The sequence below is a fragment of the Neisseria zalophi genome, assembly GCF_008807015.1.
Lineage (GTDB): Bacteria > Pseudomonadota > Gammaproteobacteria > Burkholderiales > Neisseriaceae > Neisseria > Neisseria zalophi.
The window spans coordinates 1,178,581-1,196,405 of the sequence record NZ_CP031700.1 but is presented as its reverse complement, the minus strand read 5'-3'; the positions used below and the strand labels follow the sequence as shown (position 1 = coordinate 1,196,405).

Genomic DNA, 17,825 nt, shown 5'->3' with positions numbered 1-17,825 from the left:
TAAGTTAAGCAGACCTAATTGGAATAACTTTGGCTTCATTACGTTTTTTACCGCCCGCGCCATAATTAGCCTCGACATACTCTTGTACAATAGCTAAAAATTCACTCGCCATATTATCCCCTTTCAGGGTAACTTTGCGCTCACCGTCTACATAAACCGGGGCGACTGGTGTTTCGCCCGTGCCCGGTAGGCTGATTCCGATATCAGCCAGCTTACTTTCACCCGGCCCGTTCACCACACAGCCCATAACGGCCACATTTAAAGACTCCACACCTGGATATTGCGTACGCCATACAACCATCTTATCGCGCAAATAATGTTGAATATCTCGGGCTAACTCTTGAAAAACTGTACTCGTTGTACGACCACAGCCCGGACATGCGGTCACCAAGGGCGTAAAAGAACGCAGCCCCATGGTTTGCAAAATTTCCTGAGCAACCACCACTTCCTGAGTTCTCGGACTTCCCGGTTCGGGTGTCAGTGAAATACGGATGGTATCGCCGATACCTTCTTGCAATAAAACAGACAATGCAGCCGTAGAAGCTACAATACCTTTACTGCCCATACCGGCCTCAGTCAGCCCTAAATGTAGCGGATATTGACAACGGCTGCCTAAATCACGATAAACTTGAATCAAATCCTGTACGGCACTAACCTTACAAGACAAAATAATTTTGTTTTCCGGCAGCCCTAAATCCACTGCTTTTTGTGCTGATTCCAGAGCTGAAACTATCAACGCTTCCTTCATCACTTCTTCAGGCGCTTTAGGATTGGCAGAAGTCAAATTAGCATCCATCATACGCTTGGCAAGACTTTGATCCAAAGAACCCCAATTCACGCCGATACGGACTGCTTTATCATGTTCTGCCGCCGTTTGGATCATATAGGCGAATTTTTCATCCCCCTTAACACCTTTACCGACATTGCCCGGGTTAATACGATATTTTGCCAATGCTTTGGCACAATCAGGAAACTCTTTTAATAGTTTTTCACCATTAAAATGGAAATCGCCTACAAGCGGTGTCAAGCACCCCATATCATCTAAGCGGCTTCTGATTTCCGAAACTTTAGAAGCTGCTTCGGGGCTGTTGACTGTAATCCGTACAATTTCCGAACCGGCATCACTCAATGCCTTAATTTGCTCTGCTGTTCCCACTGCATCGGCTGTATCGGTATTGGTCATAGATTGAACCACAACAGGTGATTCAGATCCGACCATCACATGGCCGACCTGTACTTGATGAGTTTGCCGACGCTTTAGAGTAGAATGACTCATTACTGACCTACAATAAATGATGAAGTGGTTTTACCCACCATATTATTTCGAACGGAAACTTCCTGCCCACCATAATTAACGGTCGCTCCTAATGCATAGCCAATCCAAACATTATAAGGAGCTCCGCCTTGGAAACGATGCTCACTACCGGCAGGAACAATCTCATTGATCACCAACTGTTCATCTTTGTCTCTAATAACCAGTTTGGAACGATAACGCACTTTAACAACCAATTCACCGGCAATCGGTACAGAACCTTCGGCAGGTGTAGAAGCCGCCTGAGCTGTTGCTGAAGCAGTATTTGACGTATCTTGGGTAGAGCCGGGATTAAGAATAGCAGATGCTACAGCATCGCTACTCATCGCCACAACAGAAATATTGTCTGCCTCTAAATCTGTATTTGATGCATTTTCTAACTGGGCAGAAGGTGTCGAATCATTTTGCTTGGCATACTCTAAATTAGATTTGCTTTGCCAAACATACACGCCGCCGCCAATCAATACCAACACCAACACACCAAAAATCCATTTCGGGAATGATTTTTTAACTTCGGTTTGCTGATAATTAAATGATTGACCGCCATTTCGCTCAACAGCATAAACATTACTGCGGTTTTGCGGGATAATTCTATCCAGATAGGAAGACATTTCTTCATCGTCTATGCCCAAGAACCGACCATAGGTGCGTAAAAAACCACGCACAAAAACCAATTCCGGCATATCTTCATAATTGCCGCTTTCCAAACTTTCTATTTGGCGTGCTGAAAGCTTCAAACGCTCGGCCACTTCACCGATAGAATAGTTTTTCTGCTCCCGTGCCTTCCGTAATTTTTCTCCCAATTCTATTGCAGCATTATTCAGTGTGTGTTGTTCTGTTTGTTGATTGTCAGTCATTACAGGCGTCCTGTTGTAATTGTTTGCAATTCTTCGGAATAAGGATAATTAGCGCGCAACTGGGCTTCATATTCATAAGCAGCCTGTGTATCTCCTAAAGCATTATAAAGCTGCCACCCCAGCAATAAATCATCGGCACTCAACAAATCGATTTTACTTTGATACTGTCTGAAGTAATAATCGGCATCACTTAGATTACCAGCCAGCATTTTTGTTCGTGCCATTTCTTTTAATGCCGGGAAAAACTGCGGCTGTGCAGCCAATGCACGTTCGAAGTATGCTTCGGATAGCGAATACTGTCCCATCTTCGCACTACATATCCCTTTATTTAGATTAGCAATATAGGGCGACGGATATGTGGGATCAGAAAGTGCTTTGTCAAAATATTGAATAGATTCATTTGGCCTGTTTTGAATACTACATAAAAACCAGCCATAGTTATTATTAATTTCCGCACTATCAGGCTGTATAGCCAATGCCCTTTGGAAACTTTCCTGTGCTTTATCATTAACTTTAAGATATTGATAAATTTGCGCACGAATTAGCCAGGCATTTTCATTTTTTGAATTTGCGGCCAATGCTTCATCAATACTGTTAACAGCCTGACGGTAATCTTTGGCTTTCATATACTCCAAAGCCAATTGCGTTTTAATATTGGCAATCTGATCAGCTTTATCATGCGCACTTGGACGAGCCCCTCCCGTGCCGGCACATGCACTTAATACCAATACTGAAGACAATACCAAACCTAATGTTTTCAATTTCACAGACTCCCCCTTTGTTCCAAGACAATTTGCTGCCATTTCTGCTGCCTGCGTGTTTTATCTTTAACCTGCCCGGCCAGTTGACCGCAAGCAGCATCAATATCATCACCACGGGTTTTACGAACGGTTACGACAAAGCCCGCCTGTTGTAAAACATCACGAAATATACGGATATTTTCATTACGGGAACGGTTATAACCAGAATTCGGGAACGGGTTAAAAGGAATCAAATTAAACTTACATGGTACATCACGCACCAACTCTACCAATTCCCGCGCATGTTGTAGTTTATCATTAACACCATCAAGCATTACATATTCAAAGGTAACGAAGTCCCGCGGTGCTTTTTCCAAATAACGACGGCAGGCCGCCATCAATTCTTTTAACGGATATTTTTTGTTTAACGGCACAATTTGATCACGCACAGCATCGTTTGAAGCATGTAGCGATACAGCCAATGCCACCGGCATTACTTCTTTTAACCTATCCATTTGAGGAACCATACCGGAAGTAGATACGGTAACACGACGGCGCGACAGCCCGTAGCCGTGATCATCCAACATAATACTTAATGCGGTAACCACATTATCAAAGTTGGCTAACGGCTCACCCATCCCCATCATCACTACATTGGAAATTACCCGCTCGTTTTTAGGCGTCACACCCATAGCTTTGTTGGCCCACCAAAGCTGACCGATAATTTCCGCCGCAGTCAGGTTGCGGTTAAACCCTTGTCTGCCGGTTGAGCAAAACGTGCATTCCAGTGCACAGCCCACTTGTGAAGAAATACACAGCGTACCCCGTTCGGATTCAGGGATAAACACGGTTTCCACACCATTGCCTGTGCCGACATCCAATAACCATTTGCGCGTACCGTCCGAAGACTCTTGCGAAACCAATAAATCCGGCACGGCGACCACAGCTTGATCATTTAACTTTGCGCGCAAGGATTTGGCTAGGTCGGTCATCTCATCAAAACCAGCTGCACCCGATTGATGCATCCACCGCATCACTTGTTTGGCACGGAAAGGTTTTTCGCCCATTTGTGCAAAATGTTCGGTTAAACCGTTTAAATCAAAATTTAGTAGATTCGTTTTCATGTTCTCTCGGAAAGCTTTTAAATGAAAGCTTTATATATTTATTCAGCTTTTAAAGAAAAGCTGCCATTTAAAAACCTTCAGGCCGTCTGAACGTTCAGACAGCCCGAAGAACAATACTGTATGATTATTAGCGGGCACAAATCTCGCTGTTATCAAAGAAGAAAGCAATTTCTTTTTCTGCATTTTCCAAACTGTCGGAACCATGCACGGCATTGGCATCAATAGAATCGGCAAAGTCTGCACGAATCGTACCGGCAGCAGCTTCTTTCGGGTTGGTCGCGCCCATTAATTCACGGTTTTTGGCTACAGCATTCTCACCTTCCAACACTTGAATCATAACCGGACCGCTGGTCATAAAAGAAACCAAATCGGCAAAGAAAGGACGCTCTTTATGCACGGCATAAAAACCCTCCGCTTCTGCCTTGGTCAAATGTTTCATTTTAGCAGCAATAATACGTAATCCGTTATTTTCAAAACGGGTGTAGATCTGACCGATAACATTTTTCGCAACTGCGTCGGGTTTGATAATAGAAATAGTGCGTTCGATAGCCATAAATAGTTTCCTTTAATTTTTTATTGATTTATAAAATCAGGGATATACATTCTAACAAAAACCCTGAATATTTTGTTAAATACTATTATTTTTTTTACTGTCCGCACCCAATGTAAGATGTGGCTGTGCCAAATATTCTTCCGACTGCATTTCCACCATACGGCTGACGGTACGCACAAATTCATTGGCAAAATCACCTTCCAAATAAATATCTTCGGCAGGCACCTGACTGGTCGCACAAAGCTTTACACGATAATCATAAAGCACGTCTATCAACCAAGTTAACCGACGGGCTTCCGCTCGCTCGGCTTCGCTTAATTTCTCAATACCCGACACGAAAACCATCTGATAATGCTCGGCCAAATAAAGATAATCTGCCTGCGAACGCGGCCCGAAACATAAAGCACGGAAATCAAACCAAATAGCCTTGTCATCATAGGCATTACACAAGATTTCACGCCCGTTAATGGTGATCGGTTGCGGATTACGTTTCTTCTCATGTGCAACACGGGCAAACAATGCGGCTAGTTTTTGTTCATTGGCTTCATCGTTCGGCACATAAAAAACTTCGGCATGATTTAAGGTTCTTAACCGATAATCTTCACCACCGTCTACATTTAAGACTGTAAGCTTTTCTTCGATTAAAGCAATGGTTGGTAGAAAACTGCTACGGTTTTGACCCTGCGGATACAGTTCGGAAGGTGCATAGTTGGAAGTTGCTACCAAAACCACGCCGGCATCAAACAGATTTTCCAATAAACGCCCTAAAATCATAGCATCGGCAATATCGCTCACATGAAACTCATCAAAACACAAAACCCGTGTTTCTTGTGCAATTTCAGCAGCCACTGCTTTTAAAGGATTCGGTTCGCTTTTTAAGGCTTTCATGCGTTGATGCACTTCTGCCATAAACGCATGGAAATGGACACGACGTTTGCGTCGGTAAGGCAGGCAGCCGTAAAACACATCCATCAAAAAGCTTTTACCCCTTCCGACACCGCCATAGAAATATAAGCCTTTCGGCAACTGGGGGGAACGCAAACTACGGCCTAAAAAACGGTTACGTTTACGCTTGAACATCATCAGCTCGGTCCAAAGCCGATCAAGATATTCAATGGCTTTGGCTTGTGCTGCGTCGCGGATAAATGCCGGCTGCTCCGCAGCGGCCTGATACCAAGTCAGCGGACTATGGTTGCTGAAGTCAGGTGGAACAAACCGGTTTTCTTTATTATTCATCATAACCATTTGAGTAAAAATAAGGTTGCCATTATATCGTTAATCAATTTAAGAACCAAATCGAAACACCCGCCAATCATACTGTACACATAAATCAAACAGATATAGATTTATAAAAATGACAAACATATACTATAACGATGTTTCAAACTCAGCGCATGATGTGGGTGTTTCCCATAATTTAATACCGGACACCGGTAATCCGGCGGCTTTCAGACGGCTATACATATACACCACCATATTTTCCGCTGTCGTACGGATATCCAGCCTCATGGTTTTCATTTGCCAACTTTCCAATAATGCGGCAATTTTACTTTCACGCTCATTACCACCATGATAAATAAACGCATGGTCAAAAGGCTCGATAATCTCTTGTTTAACGATAGTTTTTAAATCAGAAAAATCCATCACCATACCGTCTTTAGCGCCTCCGCTTATCAGGCCGTCTGAAACCGTAACTTCGAGTTTATAAGTATGTCCGTGCAAGTTTTTACATTTTCCGTCATGCCCGTCAAGCATATGGGATGAATCAAATGTGAATATTTTGGTAATTTTCATATTTTTCTTAGTAGTGTGGAAGTGTTTCCAATTGGTTTGAGGCCAATCTATGTGGTAAAAGCAATATATTTTCATACTACTTACTTATACTTCAAAGGCCGTCTGAATATTTTAAGCATAAATTCCAATGACTTATATCATAAAACAGCTTATTGCCCGATAAAACATCATTAGACAGAAACATGGTTTTTGCTTGCCAAATATTCAGCCAATCCACGCTCCCGCAATATACAGCTCGGGCATTCGCCACAACCACCTTCAACACCATAGTAACAAGTATGGGTTTTTTCACGGATATAATCTAAATAGCCCATCTCATCGGCAAGCGCCCATGTTTGCGCTTTGGTCAGATACATTAAAGGCGTATGAATTTGAAATGAATCGTTCATCGCCAAATTCAAAGTAACGTTCATTGATTTAACAAAGATATCCCGACAATCGGGGTAGCCTGAAAAATCGGTTTCACAAACGCCGATAATTATATTTTTAATATTCTGGCTTCTGGCATAAATAGCCGCATAGAGTAGAAATAATGCATTACGCCCGTCTACAAAAGTATTCGGCATACCGTCTGTGGCCGTCTGAATATCGGTTGTATCGTCCATTAACGCATTGTGTGTAATTTGTTGAATCAGATTTAAATTCAATACCGTTTGCGGCACACCCAGATCTGCTGCAATCCAACGCGCCCGCTCTAATTCGATAGCATGACGCTGTCCGTATTCGAATGTAATGGCTTGAACGTTTTCACGCCCATAAGCATGAATCGCCTGAAGCAGGCAAGTGGTAGAATCTTGGCCACCCGAAAAAATGACCAATGCTTTTTGAGATAACATTTACGTTCCTAGTTTTGGTATCGCGGGAGGATTTCGAACCGCGGTGGATTAAAGATAAAACGCGGATTATAACTTATTTTCTACACATAATAAGTTTCCGATTGAAATGCTTTTGATTTTGATATGCGTATTTTAAGAACCACTCAGAAATAAATTTGCCTTACCTTCCATCTCTTAATTTAGTTAACCATTAAAATAAAAAGTCATCTGAATATTTCAGACGGCCCAATATTTTTAACTCAATATTTCCTATACTTTTTAAAATTTATAAATCATTATGAAATCAAATCTATACTTACAAAGTATTAGTCAGATAATTCACTTTATTTATTCCATATTCAATTAAAATGTTTCATAGTAACAAATTGGGATAACCATTTTGCTTTATTTCTTGTTTTGTATACGGAGCATTTCTATTGCCTAAATTATTTCCTAAAAGCTTATCATCACGACTAAAATTTCTCACTATATTATGGGTAACGATAGCAATGGCCTCTATTATTTTTACCCTATTATTGTCGTGGCGGTTAGAAGGCGGTGGTGCAGCCATCAATGATGCCGGTAGCTTGCGGATGCAAAGCTACCGGCTAGGACTATTATTAAGCAACCATCCCCCTGAAGAAGAAATAGCACATAAAATCCAAGAATTCGACACCACATTAAATAACTTAGAAGCAGGGGATCCTGCGAGGCCGTTGTTTCTCCCTGGCACTCCTGAAGTAATGCACCAGATGGCCAAACTAAAATCTCAATGGCAGCAACAAATCAAACCGGCACTACAAATATCGCTTCAACAAAAAACAGCTTTTGATGAAAAGTACTTACAAAATTTTGTTACATCCATTGATAATTTGGTTTTAGCAATAGAAACCGTTAATACCCGCTACACATACTGGTTACGTCTTTTTCAAAGCGGTTTGATCGCCATGGTACTTATTGGTGCCAGTGTCATGGTGGTTTTATTGTATTTGTGGATTATTCGCCCTTTAGACGAACTACAAGAGGGTGTTTATCATATTCATGACGGAAACTTGGGTGTACAGGTTCCAATCAATCAATTAACAGAATTTGCCCAACTTGATCGCGGCTTTAACCAAATGAGTAGCCGCCTACAACAACTTTATACCAATCTTGAAGATGAAGTCATTAAAAAAACCCATGATTTAGCTGAAAAAAATTATACGCTAAAAACACTTTATTCCTTTTCACGCTTACTCAACCAAACACAAACAACCGCAGAAGCTGGCAATATATTTCTAAAAAGAATTATGCGACTGATACCGGCACAAGCCGGCAGCATACGTCTTATCGACAACAAACGCCGCCGCATAGATTTAATCGCGCACTGCGGCTTGCCCGAAAATCTGCAAAATGCCGAAGCCTGCCAAAAGCTAGAAGACTGTTTCTGTGGTCAAAGTGTAAAACAAAACAGCTGGCAACCGATTTACTTTAATAACGAAGCTAAAATACCGAAACAATCCTTTACCGACTGCGAAAAGTCCGGATTCCAATATTTAGAAGTGTTCAAGATCCGATATAACCAGCAGGATTTAGGCATAATGACGCTATATTTCAATCAAGAGTATACGTTCACAACCAATACCACAGGGTTAATAGGGGCTTTGTGCAACTTATTAGGGTTGGTACTGACTAATATTCGTCTGGCTGATGAAAGTCGACAATTGGCTGTTTTACAAGAACGTAATTTTATTGCACAAGGTTTACATGACAGCATTGCCCAAACACTTACTTTTTTAAACCTACAAGTTCAGATGCTGGAAAGTGCACTAACAACACAAAATCAAGAACAGATATCGGAAAACCTTCAATTTATTAAAAGTGGTGTACAAGAATGTTATGAAGATGTTCGAGAATTACTGCTTAATTTCCGTACAAAAATCAGCCGGAAAGAATTTGCAGATGCCGTACATACTTTAGTTGAGCGTTTCGAACAACAAACACATGCCAGAGTTCGAGTAGAGTGGCAAGGAGATGGTCCTCACTTGAGCAGTGAACAACAATTACAATTTATTTTTATTTTGCAAGAAAGTTTATCTAATATCCGCAAACATGCACAAGCGACAGAAGTCGATCTGACTTTCAATAATCAAAACGACTTTACTATGATAATAACCGATAATGGCAAGGGATTTGATACTGTTTCACTGGAAACATTATCCGGAAATCATGTCGGGCTTCAAATTATGCGGGAACGTGCACGGCGTATTCATGCACAATTAAAATTAGATTCTCAACCAAATCAATATAGTAGGATATCACTGATCCTTCCCAAACAAGAAAGAATTTTAATATGAATGATAAAATCAGTATCGTATTAATAGATGACCACACCTTGTTCAGAAGTGGCATCAAAGCCCTACTGGCACGTCAAGACGAATTTAAAGTGATTGGTGAAGCCGCAGACGGCTTAAGTGGAGTAAAGCTGGTTGAACAATTACATCCTGATGTCGTACTTCTAGATCTGGATATGCCAACCATGGATGGCCGTGAAGCATTAGAACAGATTTTTAGTAGCAATCCCGAACAAATTGTTATTATGTTAACAGTGTCTGAAGACGGAGAAGATTTAACCGAATGTATGCGTTTAGGTGCACGCGGTTTCCTATTAAAAAACATTAATGCTGAATTTTTAATAGATGCTATTAAAAAAGCTGCCAATGGTGATAATGTTTTTTCTCCTGAAATGACAGCTCGCTTAGTTCAATCATTAATCCGCCCCAACAAACCACCTGTAACCAATACATTAGACACGCTAACCCCTCGTGAAATGGAAATTCTCGGTCATTTAGCAGCAGGTCACAGTAATAAAATTATTGCCCGAAAACTTGATTTGGCCGAATCTACCATTAAAGTACATGTACAAAGTATTTTACGTAAATTAGAATTAACCAGCCGGGTTCAAGCTGCAGTTTATGCAGTACAACACAACATCCCTTTGCCATAAAATTCTATATTATCAATATTTTATAATTAATTTATTAAAAATCTAATTATTATCTTAGAATTCATATTACCGAATTAGATTAATATATTGAAGCTATCCTAGATAACTAGAGTTATTCAAAACATATAAAATAACTTTTATAAAGAAAAGTTGAGACCTTTGCGAAATAGTCCTTCACCCGACAGCCGAACTCCAAACACAGGATTTCGGCTGTTTTTGACCGCAATATCCCCTTTATTACTCCTCAGATGCCTAATTAATAGGCATCCGGCTGCCTTTTAGGCAGCAATAGGCGCACGTAGCCTGTTGGCCGCCTTCAACAGGTTCAAACATATCGCTTTCAGATGACTTTGCGCCGCTACTTTCTCCAGCCCGAAGTAGGCTGCCCGGGCATAGCGGAATTTACGGTGCAGCGTACCGAAACTCTGTTCCACTACATAACGGGTTTTCGATAAATATTTGTTGCGGCGGGTTTGCGCTTCCGTCAGCGGACGGTTGCGATGGGATTTACTCATAATGCCGTCTTTCAGTTTATATTCTTCCAGATACTTTCTGTTTTCCGCACTGTCATAACCTTTATCCGCATAGACCGTTGTCTCTTTGGCAATGCCTGCCAATAAAGGCAACAGATGTTTGCACTCATGGGCATTGCCCGCTGTAATATGCAGCTTCTCAATGTAACCTTCCGCATCGGTACGGGTGTGCTGCTTATAGCCTAATTGATGATGACCGTTCTTCTTCACCCAACGGGCATCTTTATCTTTGCTCGGTGTGGTTTGACCGGTTATCTCTCCTTCGCTATCAACCTCTATGGACTGACGTTGTTTACTGCCGGCCGTCTGAATAATCGTCGCATCAATAACGGCAGCCTGTGCCTTCTCTACCTTTAAGCCTTTCTCAGTCAGTTGGCGGTTAATCAAATCCAACAGTTCGGCCAAGGTATTGTCTTGTGCCAGCCAGTTGCGGTAACGGCAAAGGGTACTGTGATCGGGAATATTCATCTCGTCAAAATGACAAAACAGGTTGAAATCAATACGGGTAATGAGACTGTGTTCGAGTTCGGGGTCGGAAAGGCTATGCCATTGGCCGAGTAAAACGGCTTTAAACATAGCCAATAAGGGATAGGCGGGACGGCCGCGGTGATCTCTGATATAACGGGTTTTCTGACGATTCAGATACTGCTCTACCGGCTGCCAATCAATTACCTGTTCGAGCTTTAATAAAGGAAAGCGGTCAATGTGTTTGGCAATCATGGCTTGGGCGGTTTGCTGAAAGAACGTACTCATGAGAAATCCCTTAAATATCTTTGGTGAAGAATTTAAGGGATTTTTAGGGTTTTTGCAAAGGTCTCAAGCCGTTTAAATCAGTATAAACAACACAAGTTAATCGAGCTGTTTGTTGCACGGGTAACAACCAGAACAGCAGCACAATTAACAGTTATTCATAGAAATACTGCCGTTTATTATTTTTACCGACTACGTTAGCTGATTTATCAAAATAGCCCGCATTTGGAAATATTCGATTTATTCGAGAGCAGGTTAAGCCTGACAGTATTGTTTATACGGATTGCTACAAAAACTATGATGTACTGGATGTCAGCGAATTTAACCATTTTTGTATCAATCACAGTACGCATTTTACTGATAAGCAGAACCATATAAACGGTATTGAGAACTTTTGGAATCAGGCGAAACGTCATTTACGTAAGTTCAATGGCATTCCTAAAGCCAATTTTAGCTGTATTTGAAGGAGTACGAATAGCATTTAACGACAGTAAAATAAAGTTTTAATTGTCCTTTTAAAACAATTGGTAAGAGACAATTGATCTAGTTACCAGAGCATCCCCAAATACTTTCATCACCGATTCTAAACAAAGCTAACAAAAAGGCCGTCTGAATAAATTTCAGACGGCCTTTCCATATCATTTTCCGACATTAAAGCAATTATTTGGCTTCTTTATCGGCTTTCACCAAAATATCATATAATTGATCTTTTAAATGCAATTTTTGTTTTTTTAATTCTTCAATTTCATCTAAACCTTCAGTAACAGGATTGTTGGTCAAACCGGTGATTTTGTCATCCAACTGATTGTGTTCTTCAAACAAACGGGCAAAGTGCGTATCTTCTTGTTTTAATTTAGAAATTAAATCACGGTATTCTGGGAACATTTCGTTTTCCTCTTACAATACAAATTAAAAATTAAGCAATTATCTGCTTACCTGAGTCGGATGCATTCTATAACAAATTAGGCAGATTTATCCAGTTTTTTCAGCTTTCAGACGGCCTGTGTTGCTTTCCTATACTGGCGAAATTATTGATAAACTATGCCCTTATGTTTAAGCCATCCGTCGGCATGCCTTCCTTGCGGATCGTGATGCGTCCAATGGATCACACCACCCTGTTTCGACCATTCGTATTCGCCGTAAAACGACACGGTATCGCCTTTTTTCAGTCCTTTAATCTTAGGAGCTAAATCGATATTGTGTGCCACCAATAAAGTTTGACCGCTAGCCAGCTTTAAAATAAAACGCTGGTGCCTCGAGCCTTTATTATCATCAGGCAACGTTTTAGTCACTTGGCCGCTGCCTTCGATTTGAATATCGCTTTGTTGCCGTTCAAACGCTGCCTGAAGAATGTCTTCTGCCGAACTTGGTATTATACCGGGTTGCTGTATTTCAACGCTATGATCGCTTTTGTTTATATAGGGTTGTGACTTATTCCATATTTTATAGCCACCGGCAATCAGAGCAATGGCGATACCGATCCAAGCACGTTTATTCATTTGATTTAAACTTAATATCTTTGACTGTCTCTATACTTTGCTCTATTTTAGCTTGATAATCACTCTTTTCCACATGGCGTTGGTACTTATTCCATATTTTATAGCCACCGGCAATCAGAGCGATAACGATGACAATCCAAGAACGTTTATTCATATCATAAATCTCCATTATATATGCCATATAAAAACCGCCCTAGAAATTTCAATATTTCAGACGGCCCTAATCATACATTTAACGCTTGTATTTTAAACTGTATTTGATATCAGACATCACAGCTTTAAGGTTATATTCTAATATTTCATCCACCAACGCGGGGGTTTGTTCGTGTAATGTTTGCTGAAGCTGATAAGTCAGTGTAGCCGCCTGTTTTTGGATAGCTACGCGCACCATTCCGGCAACGGCATCGGTTAAATGTGGGCGCAGACGGCGGGTTAGGTGTTCGAGCAATTCCTGTTCGGAAAGAAACAACACGGGTTTACGCGGATCAGCCTGAGGATTGATAACTTTCACGGTTACCGGCAGCCATTCTTCCGGTTGTACCGCTTCTTCAAGCTGGTTTTCTTGTTCGCCGTTTTCTTCACTACTCTGCTTCGGCTGTTCGGGTATCGGATTTTCAAATGCCACATTTTGCCGCTTCGGATTCAACCATACCGTGCGGGTACTTTGTATTTTACTGTCGTCAATACGCGCACTTTGCAACGCTGTTTGAGCAGCCAACCAATCTTCCTGCAATAATACGGTTGCATCTGTTTCCGCCGTCATGGTGTCTGCCAACGGATCATTATGTTCTTTCTGCCACTGTTGCAAATATTCGCGCAGCAATTTTTCGGCAGCGGTATGATTGAGTTGGACTTCTTCGGATAATGATGAAGTTTTAGCCTCCGGTTTCGGTGTCGAAGCGGTTGCCGAAACCTTAGCCGGTTTATTATGGCCTGCATTGCGCTGTTCGCGTAATTGCTCTAAGCCGCGTTCCCAATCGAACTCGTCTTTACTGTTATCGGAATTGGTATGACGTTGGTGTTTCATTATTATTTTCTCTCTATGATAATACGGCCTACTCCCGCCGTTTCGGATTGTCTTTTTTCAGCGTGTGCCTAAAATAATTAGCAAGCACACAAAAACCACAAAGAAGCACCGGTAAAGGCTGCGGGCTTCTTAAAAAGTATGCGGTATAATGCTGCATTTTATCAGATTATGAAAGGGAAAATCATGAACGGTATGGAACAGCGACTAGAATACCTTGAAGAAGCCTATGAGGCCGTCCGAATGCAAAATCATGTATTGGCTACCGCCTTAAAAGGCATGATTCGCGCACTGCCCGCCGATATCGCGCAAGACGTGGTCGAATCGGTGCAATTGGCATTTGAAGATGCATTGGCCGAACTGACTTATGAAGACAGTCCGCACGTAGATTTGTTTCACGATGTGACTTATGCTTTTTTCCGTGAAAAAGAACGTTAAGCAGTCTTTTCCCGTATTCACAGTAAAAAACGCCCTTTAAGGGCGTTTTTTATACTCTGTTTTTTACAGATATTTTACTCGACAACGGTAACACTCCGTATTACTACCGGCTCTACCGGAACATTTTGGTAAAAAGAATAATTCGTGGTGCCGACTTTAGCGATTTTATTCACCACATCCATACCGGAAACCACTTTACCGAATACGGTATAGCCATAGCCCTGTATGGTTTTATTTTTAAAATTCAAGAAATGATTATCTGCCACATTGATAAAAAACTGGCTGGTTGCCGAATGCGGACCGGCTCTTCTGGCCATGGCAATGGTACCGACGGTATTTTTCAAACCATTGTCTGCTTCGTTCACAATGGCTTTATCGGTTGATTTTTCTTTCATATCCGCGGTAAAACCACCACCCTGAATCATAAAGCCATCGATAACGCGGTGGAAAATAGTGCCGTTATAAAAGCCTTTATGGGCATAGTTGGCAAAATTGGCCACGGTTTTAGGGGCTTTTTTTTCATCCAGCGACAACTCGATTTTACCCATATTGGTGTCGATCACAGCACGGGTTTCTGCATGTGTGTGAAAAGCAGCGGCAAGTGCTATACCTGTGAATATTATTTTATTGATATGTTTCATAATTTTTTAATTAATGATTACCTTTAATGTTGGGGAAAGGCATATTACGATGCCTTATGGTTATTAGCATCAAGATTAATATGTTTTTGAATACTTATAATCTTCAACGGCTAACCAGCATATAAGGCCGTCTGAAAAATAAACAATATTATTCAGACGGCCTATTTTACAGTATCCGATATTACCATACCGAATCACCAAAACCTAACGGTTTGCTGTTATTTACGTTGTGTTTCAACAGCTTCCATTGCACGCAGAGCGTAAGTATAGGCGGCACCGGCGTTCAAAGAAATTGCGGTAGCCAATGCACCGGCGATTTCACCATCGGTTGCCCCCGCTTTAATCGCTCTTTCAGCATGAATACTGATACAGCTTTCGCAACGGGTGGTAATCGCTACGGCAATGGCAATCAGCTCTCTGGTTTTTTCGTCTAACGCTTCCGCTGCTTCCGCCTGCTCCAATGAAACATAAGCTTGAATCATTTTCGGGTGTTCTTTACCCAATTTGGCGAAAGACTTTTTCAACAAGGCGGTATGTTCGGGCCAATCTTTAAACATGATATTGTCCTTTTATCCGTTTTATCAATAAGTAAGATCCTGCATTATATAACGAAAAGCAGAATCTATTGATTAAAACCAATAATCTTTATGATTTTAACATATTTTATACTATATCGCATCCAACACAGCATCACCCATTTCCATACAGGAAACTAATTTGCTGCCTTCTTCAAAGATATCTGCAGTACGATAACCTTGTGCCAACACCTTTTCTACCGCTTTTTCAACACGGCTGGCGCGTGCTTCATCATTGAGACTGTAGCGCAACAACATCGCTAACGACAAAATCGTCGCCAACGGATTGGCTTTGTTTTGTCCGGCAATATCAGGGGCGGAGCCGTGCGACGGTTCGTATAAACCTTTGCCGGTTTCATTCAGAGAAGCAGACGGCAACATGCCGATTGAGCCGGTGAGCATAGAGGCCTGATCGCTGAGTATATCGCCGAAGATATTGCCGGTAGCGATCACATCAAACTGCTTGGGCGCACGCACCAGCTGCATGGCGGCATTATCCACATACATATGGCTGAGTTCGACATCGGGATAATCTTTGCTCATTTCGGTAAAGATTTCTTTCCATAGCTCGGTGGTTTCCAGCACATTGGCTTTATCGACCGAACACAATTTTTTATTACGCTTTTGCGCCGCTTCAAACGATACTTTGGCAATACGGCGGATTTCGCTTTCATTGTATCTCATGGTATTGAAGCCTTCGCGCTCGCCGTTTTCCAAAGTGCGGATACCGCGCGGTTCGCCGAAATAAATATCACCGGTCAGCTCGCGGACAATCAAAATATTCAAGCCTGCCACCACTTCGGGTTTAAGCGTCGAAGCATTGGCCAATTCGGGATAAAGAACAGCCGGGCGCAGATTGGCAAACAAATTCAAATCCTTGCGGATAGCCAATAAACCGCGTTCGGGGCGCAACGGGCGGTCGAGTTCGTCATATTGCGGGCCGCCGACGGCACCGAGCAACACCGCATCGGCTTGGCGGCAGAGTTTTTGGGTATATTCGGGATAAGGATGGCCGTATTCGTCATAAGCGGCACCACCGAGCGGGGCATACAAATATTCAGCATCCAGGCCGTCTGAAATCAATTTATCCAATACACGAACAGCTTGTGCGGTAATTTCCGGGCCGATACCGTCGCCGGGCAGAATCACGATTTTTTTAGACATTGATGAGTTCCTTGTAGACAAAACAGACTAAAACGGTTTCGATTGTACCTTTTTTCCCCTATACGGTTAATATAAATATCGCGCAATCACAACCGCTCACTATTTTTTTCAGACGGCCTGTTTATTCAGGCGGATACAAGGCCGTCTGAAAACATTATAATGCCGCCTATGGAAACGATTACCTCTGCCAAAAACGAGCAACTCAAACACTTATCGAAGCTGCTTTCGCAAGCCAAAGCACGCCGCTTGCACAAGCAAACCGTCTTAGAAGGCGTGCATCTTCTGCAAGCCTATCTGCAAGCAGGCGGCATGCCTATTCGGGTTTATATACCCGAACACAAACGGCAGACACCCGAAATCAGCGCCTTACTCGCCAAGCTGTCTGAAAACCAACAAATTCCCGTTGCTTCGGGGATATTGGCCAAAATCAGCGGCCTAACCGATGCCGAAGAAATCCTCACTTTAATTGATATTCCTACCGCCCCGCCATTGCCAGAACACGGCGATTGCGTGGTGCTCGACCGCGTACAAGATCCCGGCAATGTCGGCACGGTGATGCGTAGCACCGCAGCGGCAGGAATAAAGCAATTGATATTGAGCAACGATTGTGCCGACGCATGGTCGCCGAAAGTATTACGCGCCGGCATGGGAGCGCATTTTCTGCTGACCATCTGCGAACGAGTCGATTTATCCGCATGGTGCCCAAGCTATCAAAACCCGATTTGGGCAACCGCCCTTTCGCAACACAACGAACACCACCTCTATGACATGACGCTAACCGAACCGGCCGCATGGGTGTTCGGCAACGAAGGCAGCGGCATCCGCCCCGATATTCTCGATAAAGTCGACGGTTGCGTCAGAATCCCGATGGCCGGGCAAACCGAATCCTTGAATGTGGCAATGGCGGCAACCGTCTGCCTATTCGAACAACTGCGCCAGCGCCTGCCCTAAACCAATCCCATCACAATAAGGGATAGGCGTGGCAACAACCTCAGCGGTTTCGGATACAACGGGTTTTCC

General features: G+C 42.4%; 20 protein-coding genes and 1 pseudogene. 5 read left to right on the top strand and 16 right to left on the bottom strand.

Features of this window, described 5'->3' with window-relative positions; translation table 11 throughout:
- Positions 1-4 precede the first annotated feature (4 nt).
- From ispG to queC, 8 genes are all read right to left on the bottom strand, one after another.
- Complete coding sequence (gene ispG, locus D0T92_RS05505) at positions 5-1,276, bottom strand: flavodoxin-dependent (E)-4-hydroxy-3-methylbut-2-enyl-diphosphate synthase (protein ID WP_151050968.1); 1,272 nt, start codon at positions 1,274-1,276, stop codon at positions 5-7.
- Entirely contained in the window at positions 1,276-2,169 is an 894-nt protein-coding gene (locus D0T92_RS05500) for a helix-turn-helix domain-containing protein (RefSeq protein WP_151050966.1), read from the bottom strand. The genes ispG and D0T92_RS05500 overlap by 1 nt, the downstream gene beginning before the upstream one ends.
- Complete coding sequence (gene pilW, locus D0T92_RS05495) at positions 2,169-2,936, bottom strand: type IV pilus biogenesis/stability protein PilW (protein WP_225315150.1); 768 nt, start codon at positions 2,934-2,936, stop codon at positions 2,169-2,171. Before pilW ends, D0T92_RS05500 begins: the two co-directional genes overlap by 1 nt.
- Entirely contained in the window at positions 2,933-4,033 is a 1,101-nt protein-coding gene (gene rlmN, locus D0T92_RS05490) for a 23S rRNA (adenine(2503)-C(2))-methyltransferase RlmN (protein ID WP_151050964.1), read from the bottom strand. Before rlmN ends, pilW begins: the two co-directional genes overlap by 4 nt.
- A 127-nt stretch (positions 4,034-4,160) precedes the next feature.
- Positions 4,161-4,586, bottom strand: a complete 426-nt coding sequence (gene ndk, locus D0T92_RS05485) for a nucleoside-diphosphate kinase (RefSeq protein ID WP_151050962.1) — start codon at positions 4,584-4,586, stop codon at positions 4,161-4,163.
- 75 nt (positions 4,587-4,661) lie between these two features.
- A complete protein-coding gene (gene zapE / locus D0T92_RS05480) occupies positions 4,662-5,822 on the bottom strand; it encodes a cell division protein ZapE (protein ID WP_151052993.1) in 1,161 nt (386 codons plus the stop codon).
- Positions 5,823-5,954: 132 nt separating this feature from the next.
- On the bottom strand, positions 5,955-6,380 hold the full coding sequence (queD, locus tag D0T92_RS05475; RefSeq protein WP_151050960.1) for a 6-carboxytetrahydropterin synthase QueD: 426 nt from the start codon (positions 6,378-6,380) through the stop codon (positions 5,955-5,957).
- Between the two features lie 170 nt (positions 6,381-6,550).
- Positions 6,551-7,216 (bottom strand): 7-cyano-7-deazaguanine synthase QueC, encoded by a 666-nt coding sequence (gene queC, locus D0T92_RS05470; RefSeq protein WP_151050958.1) that lies wholly within the window; start codon positions 7,214-7,216, stop codon positions 6,551-6,553.
- A gap of 488 nt (positions 7,217-7,704) precedes the next feature.
- Here queC and D0T92_RS05465 point away from each other — a divergent pair, with 488 nt between their 5' ends.
- Positions 7,705-9,531, top strand: a complete 1,827-nt coding sequence (locus tag D0T92_RS05465; RefSeq protein ID WP_151050955.1) for a type IV pili methyl-accepting chemotaxis transducer N-terminal domain-containing protein — start codon at positions 7,705-7,707, stop codon at positions 9,529-9,531.
- Positions 9,528-10,181 carry a response regulator gene (locus D0T92_RS05460; RefSeq protein WP_151050953.1) on the top strand — a complete coding sequence of 218 codons (654 nt, stop codon included), beginning with the start codon at positions 9,528-9,530 and terminating at the stop codon, positions 10,179-10,181. Before D0T92_RS05465 ends, D0T92_RS05460 begins: the two co-directional genes overlap by 4 nt.
- Positions 10,182-10,459: 278 nt before the next feature.
- On the opposite strand, the gene D0T92_RS05455 is transcribed toward D0T92_RS05460, so the two are convergent.
- Positions 10,460-11,467 carry an IS5 family transposase gene (locus tag D0T92_RS05455; RefSeq protein WP_151049983.1) on the bottom strand — a complete coding sequence of 336 codons (1,008 nt, stop codon included), beginning with the start codon at positions 11,465-11,467 and terminating at the stop codon, positions 10,460-10,462.
- A gap of 39 nt (positions 11,468-11,506) precedes the next feature.
- Here D0T92_RS05455 and D0T92_RS05450 point away from each other — a divergent pair.
- A pseudogene (locus tag D0T92_RS05450) lies at positions 11,507-12,006 on the top strand (transposase).
- A 118-nt stretch (positions 12,007-12,124) separates the two neighbouring features.
- Here D0T92_RS05450 and D0T92_RS05445 read toward each other — a convergent pair.
- From D0T92_RS05445 to D0T92_RS05435, 4 genes are all read right to left on the bottom strand, one after another.
- A complete protein-coding gene (locus D0T92_RS05445; RefSeq protein WP_151050951.1) occupies positions 12,125-12,349 on the bottom strand; it encodes a YdcH family protein in 225 nt (74 codons plus the stop codon).
- Positions 12,350-12,492: 143 nt separating this feature from the next.
- The gene (locus D0T92_RS05440) at positions 12,493-12,963 is read right to left on the bottom strand and encodes a DUF3465 domain-containing protein (RefSeq protein ID WP_151050949.1); all 471 of its coding nucleotides are present in this window, start codon (positions 12,961-12,963) and stop codon (positions 12,493-12,495) included.
- Positions 12,956-13,117, bottom strand: coding sequence for a hypothetical protein (locus D0T92_RS11360; protein ID WP_191963676.1), 162 nt, complete (start codon positions 13,115-13,117; stop codon positions 12,956-12,958). Before D0T92_RS11360 ends, D0T92_RS05440 begins: the two co-directional genes overlap by 8 nt.
- Before the next feature lie 78 nt (positions 13,118-13,195).
- The gene (locus tag D0T92_RS05435) at positions 13,196-13,990 is read right to left on the bottom strand and encodes a hypothetical protein (RefSeq protein WP_151050947.1); all 795 of its coding nucleotides are present in this window, start codon (positions 13,988-13,990) and stop codon (positions 13,196-13,198) included.
- A 183-nt stretch (positions 13,991-14,173) separates the two neighbouring features.
- Here D0T92_RS05435 and D0T92_RS05430 point away from each other — a divergent pair, with 183 nt between their 5' ends.
- A complete protein-coding gene (locus tag D0T92_RS05430; RefSeq protein ID WP_151050945.1) occupies positions 14,174-14,425 on the top strand; it encodes an NGO1151 family protein in 252 nt (83 codons plus the stop codon).
- A gap of 74 nt (positions 14,426-14,499) precedes the next feature.
- Here D0T92_RS05430 and D0T92_RS05425 read toward each other — a convergent pair whose 3' ends face one another.
- The 3 genes from D0T92_RS05425 to leuB form a co-directional block, all read right to left on the bottom strand.
- Positions 14,500-15,066 (bottom strand): peptidylprolyl isomerase, encoded by a 567-nt coding sequence (locus D0T92_RS05425; RefSeq protein WP_151050943.1) that lies wholly within the window; start codon positions 15,064-15,066, stop codon positions 14,500-14,502.
- 218 nt (positions 15,067-15,284) lie between these two features.
- Complete coding sequence (locus tag D0T92_RS05420; protein WP_151050941.1) at positions 15,285-15,623, bottom strand: carboxymuconolactone decarboxylase family protein; 339 nt, start codon at positions 15,621-15,623, stop codon at positions 15,285-15,287.
- Positions 15,624-15,734: 111 nt separating this feature from the next.
- The gene (leuB, locus tag D0T92_RS05415; RefSeq protein ID WP_151050939.1) at positions 15,735-16,805 is read right to left on the bottom strand and encodes a 3-isopropylmalate dehydrogenase; all 1,071 of its coding nucleotides are present in this window, start codon (positions 16,803-16,805) and stop codon (positions 15,735-15,737) included.
- Positions 16,806-16,973: 168 nt separating this feature from the next.
- Between leuB and D0T92_RS05410 the strand changes: the two genes are divergently transcribed.
- Positions 16,974-17,756, top strand: coding sequence for a TrmH family RNA methyltransferase (locus tag D0T92_RS05410; protein WP_151050937.1), 783 nt, complete (start codon positions 16,974-16,976; stop codon positions 17,754-17,756).
- The last annotated feature ends 69 nt before the right edge of the window (positions 17,757-17,825 follow it).

Coding starts and splice junctions, on each gene's coding strand:
- ispG (WP_151050968.1), bottom strand. CDS start 1,276: ATGAGTCATTCTACTCTAAAGCGTCGGCAAACTCATCAAGTACAGGTC.
- D0T92_RS05500 (WP_151050966.1), bottom strand. CDS start 2,169: ATGACTGACAATCAACAAACAGAACAACACACACTGAATAATGCTGCA.
- rlmN (WP_151050964.1), bottom strand. CDS start 4,033: ATGAAAACGAATCTACTAAATTTTGATTTAAACGGTTTAACCGAACAT.
- ndk (WP_151050962.1), bottom strand. CDS start 4,586: ATGGCTATCGAACGCACTATTTCTATTATCAAACCCGACGCAGTTGCG.
- zapE (WP_151052993.1), bottom strand. CDS start 5,822: ATGAATAATAAAGAAAACCGGTTTGTTCCACCTGACTTCAGCAACCAT.
- queD (WP_151050960.1), bottom strand. CDS start 6,380: ATGAAAATTACCAAAATATTCACATTTGATTCATCCCATATGCTTGAC.
- queC (WP_151050958.1), bottom strand. CDS start 7,216: ATGTTATCTCAAAAAGCATTGGTCATTTTTTCGGGTGGCCAAGATTCT.
- D0T92_RS05465 (WP_151050955.1), top strand. CDS start 7,705: ATGGCCTCTATTATTTTTACCCTATTATTGTCGTGGCGGTTAGAAGGC.
- D0T92_RS05460 (WP_151050953.1), top strand. CDS start 9,528: ATGAATGATAAAATCAGTATCGTATTAATAGATGACCACACCTTGTTC.
- D0T92_RS05455 (WP_151049983.1), bottom strand. CDS start 11,467: ATGAGTACGTTCTTTCAGCAAACCGCCCAAGCCATGATTGCCAAACAC.
- D0T92_RS05445 (WP_151050951.1), bottom strand. CDS start 12,349: ATGTTCCCAGAATACCGTGATTTAATTTCTAAATTAAAACAAGAAGAT.
- D0T92_RS05440 (WP_151050949.1), bottom strand. CDS start 12,963: ATGAATAAACGTGCTTGGATCGGTATCGCCATTGCTCTGATTGCCGGT.
- D0T92_RS11360 (WP_191963676.1), bottom strand. CDS start 13,117: ATGAATAAACGTTCTTGGATTGTCATCGTTATCGCTCTGATTGCCGGT.
- D0T92_RS05435 (WP_151050947.1), bottom strand. CDS start 13,990: ATGAAACACCAACGTCATACCAATTCCGATAACAGTAAAGACGAGTTC.
- D0T92_RS05430 (WP_151050945.1), top strand. CDS start 14,174: ATGAACGGTATGGAACAGCGACTAGAATACCTTGAAGAAGCCTATGAG.
- D0T92_RS05425 (WP_151050943.1), bottom strand. CDS start 15,066: ATGAAACATATCAATAAAATAATATTCACAGGTATAGCACTTGCCGCT.
- D0T92_RS05420 (WP_151050941.1), bottom strand. CDS start 15,623: ATGTTTAAAGATTGGCCCGAACATACCGCCTTGTTGAAAAAGTCTTTC.
- leuB (WP_151050939.1), bottom strand. CDS start 16,805: ATGTCTAAAAAAATCGTGATTCTGCCCGGCGACGGTATCGGCCCGGAA.
- D0T92_RS05410 (WP_151050937.1), top strand. CDS start 16,974: ATGGAAACGATTACCTCTGCCAAAAACGAGCAACTCAAACACTTATCG.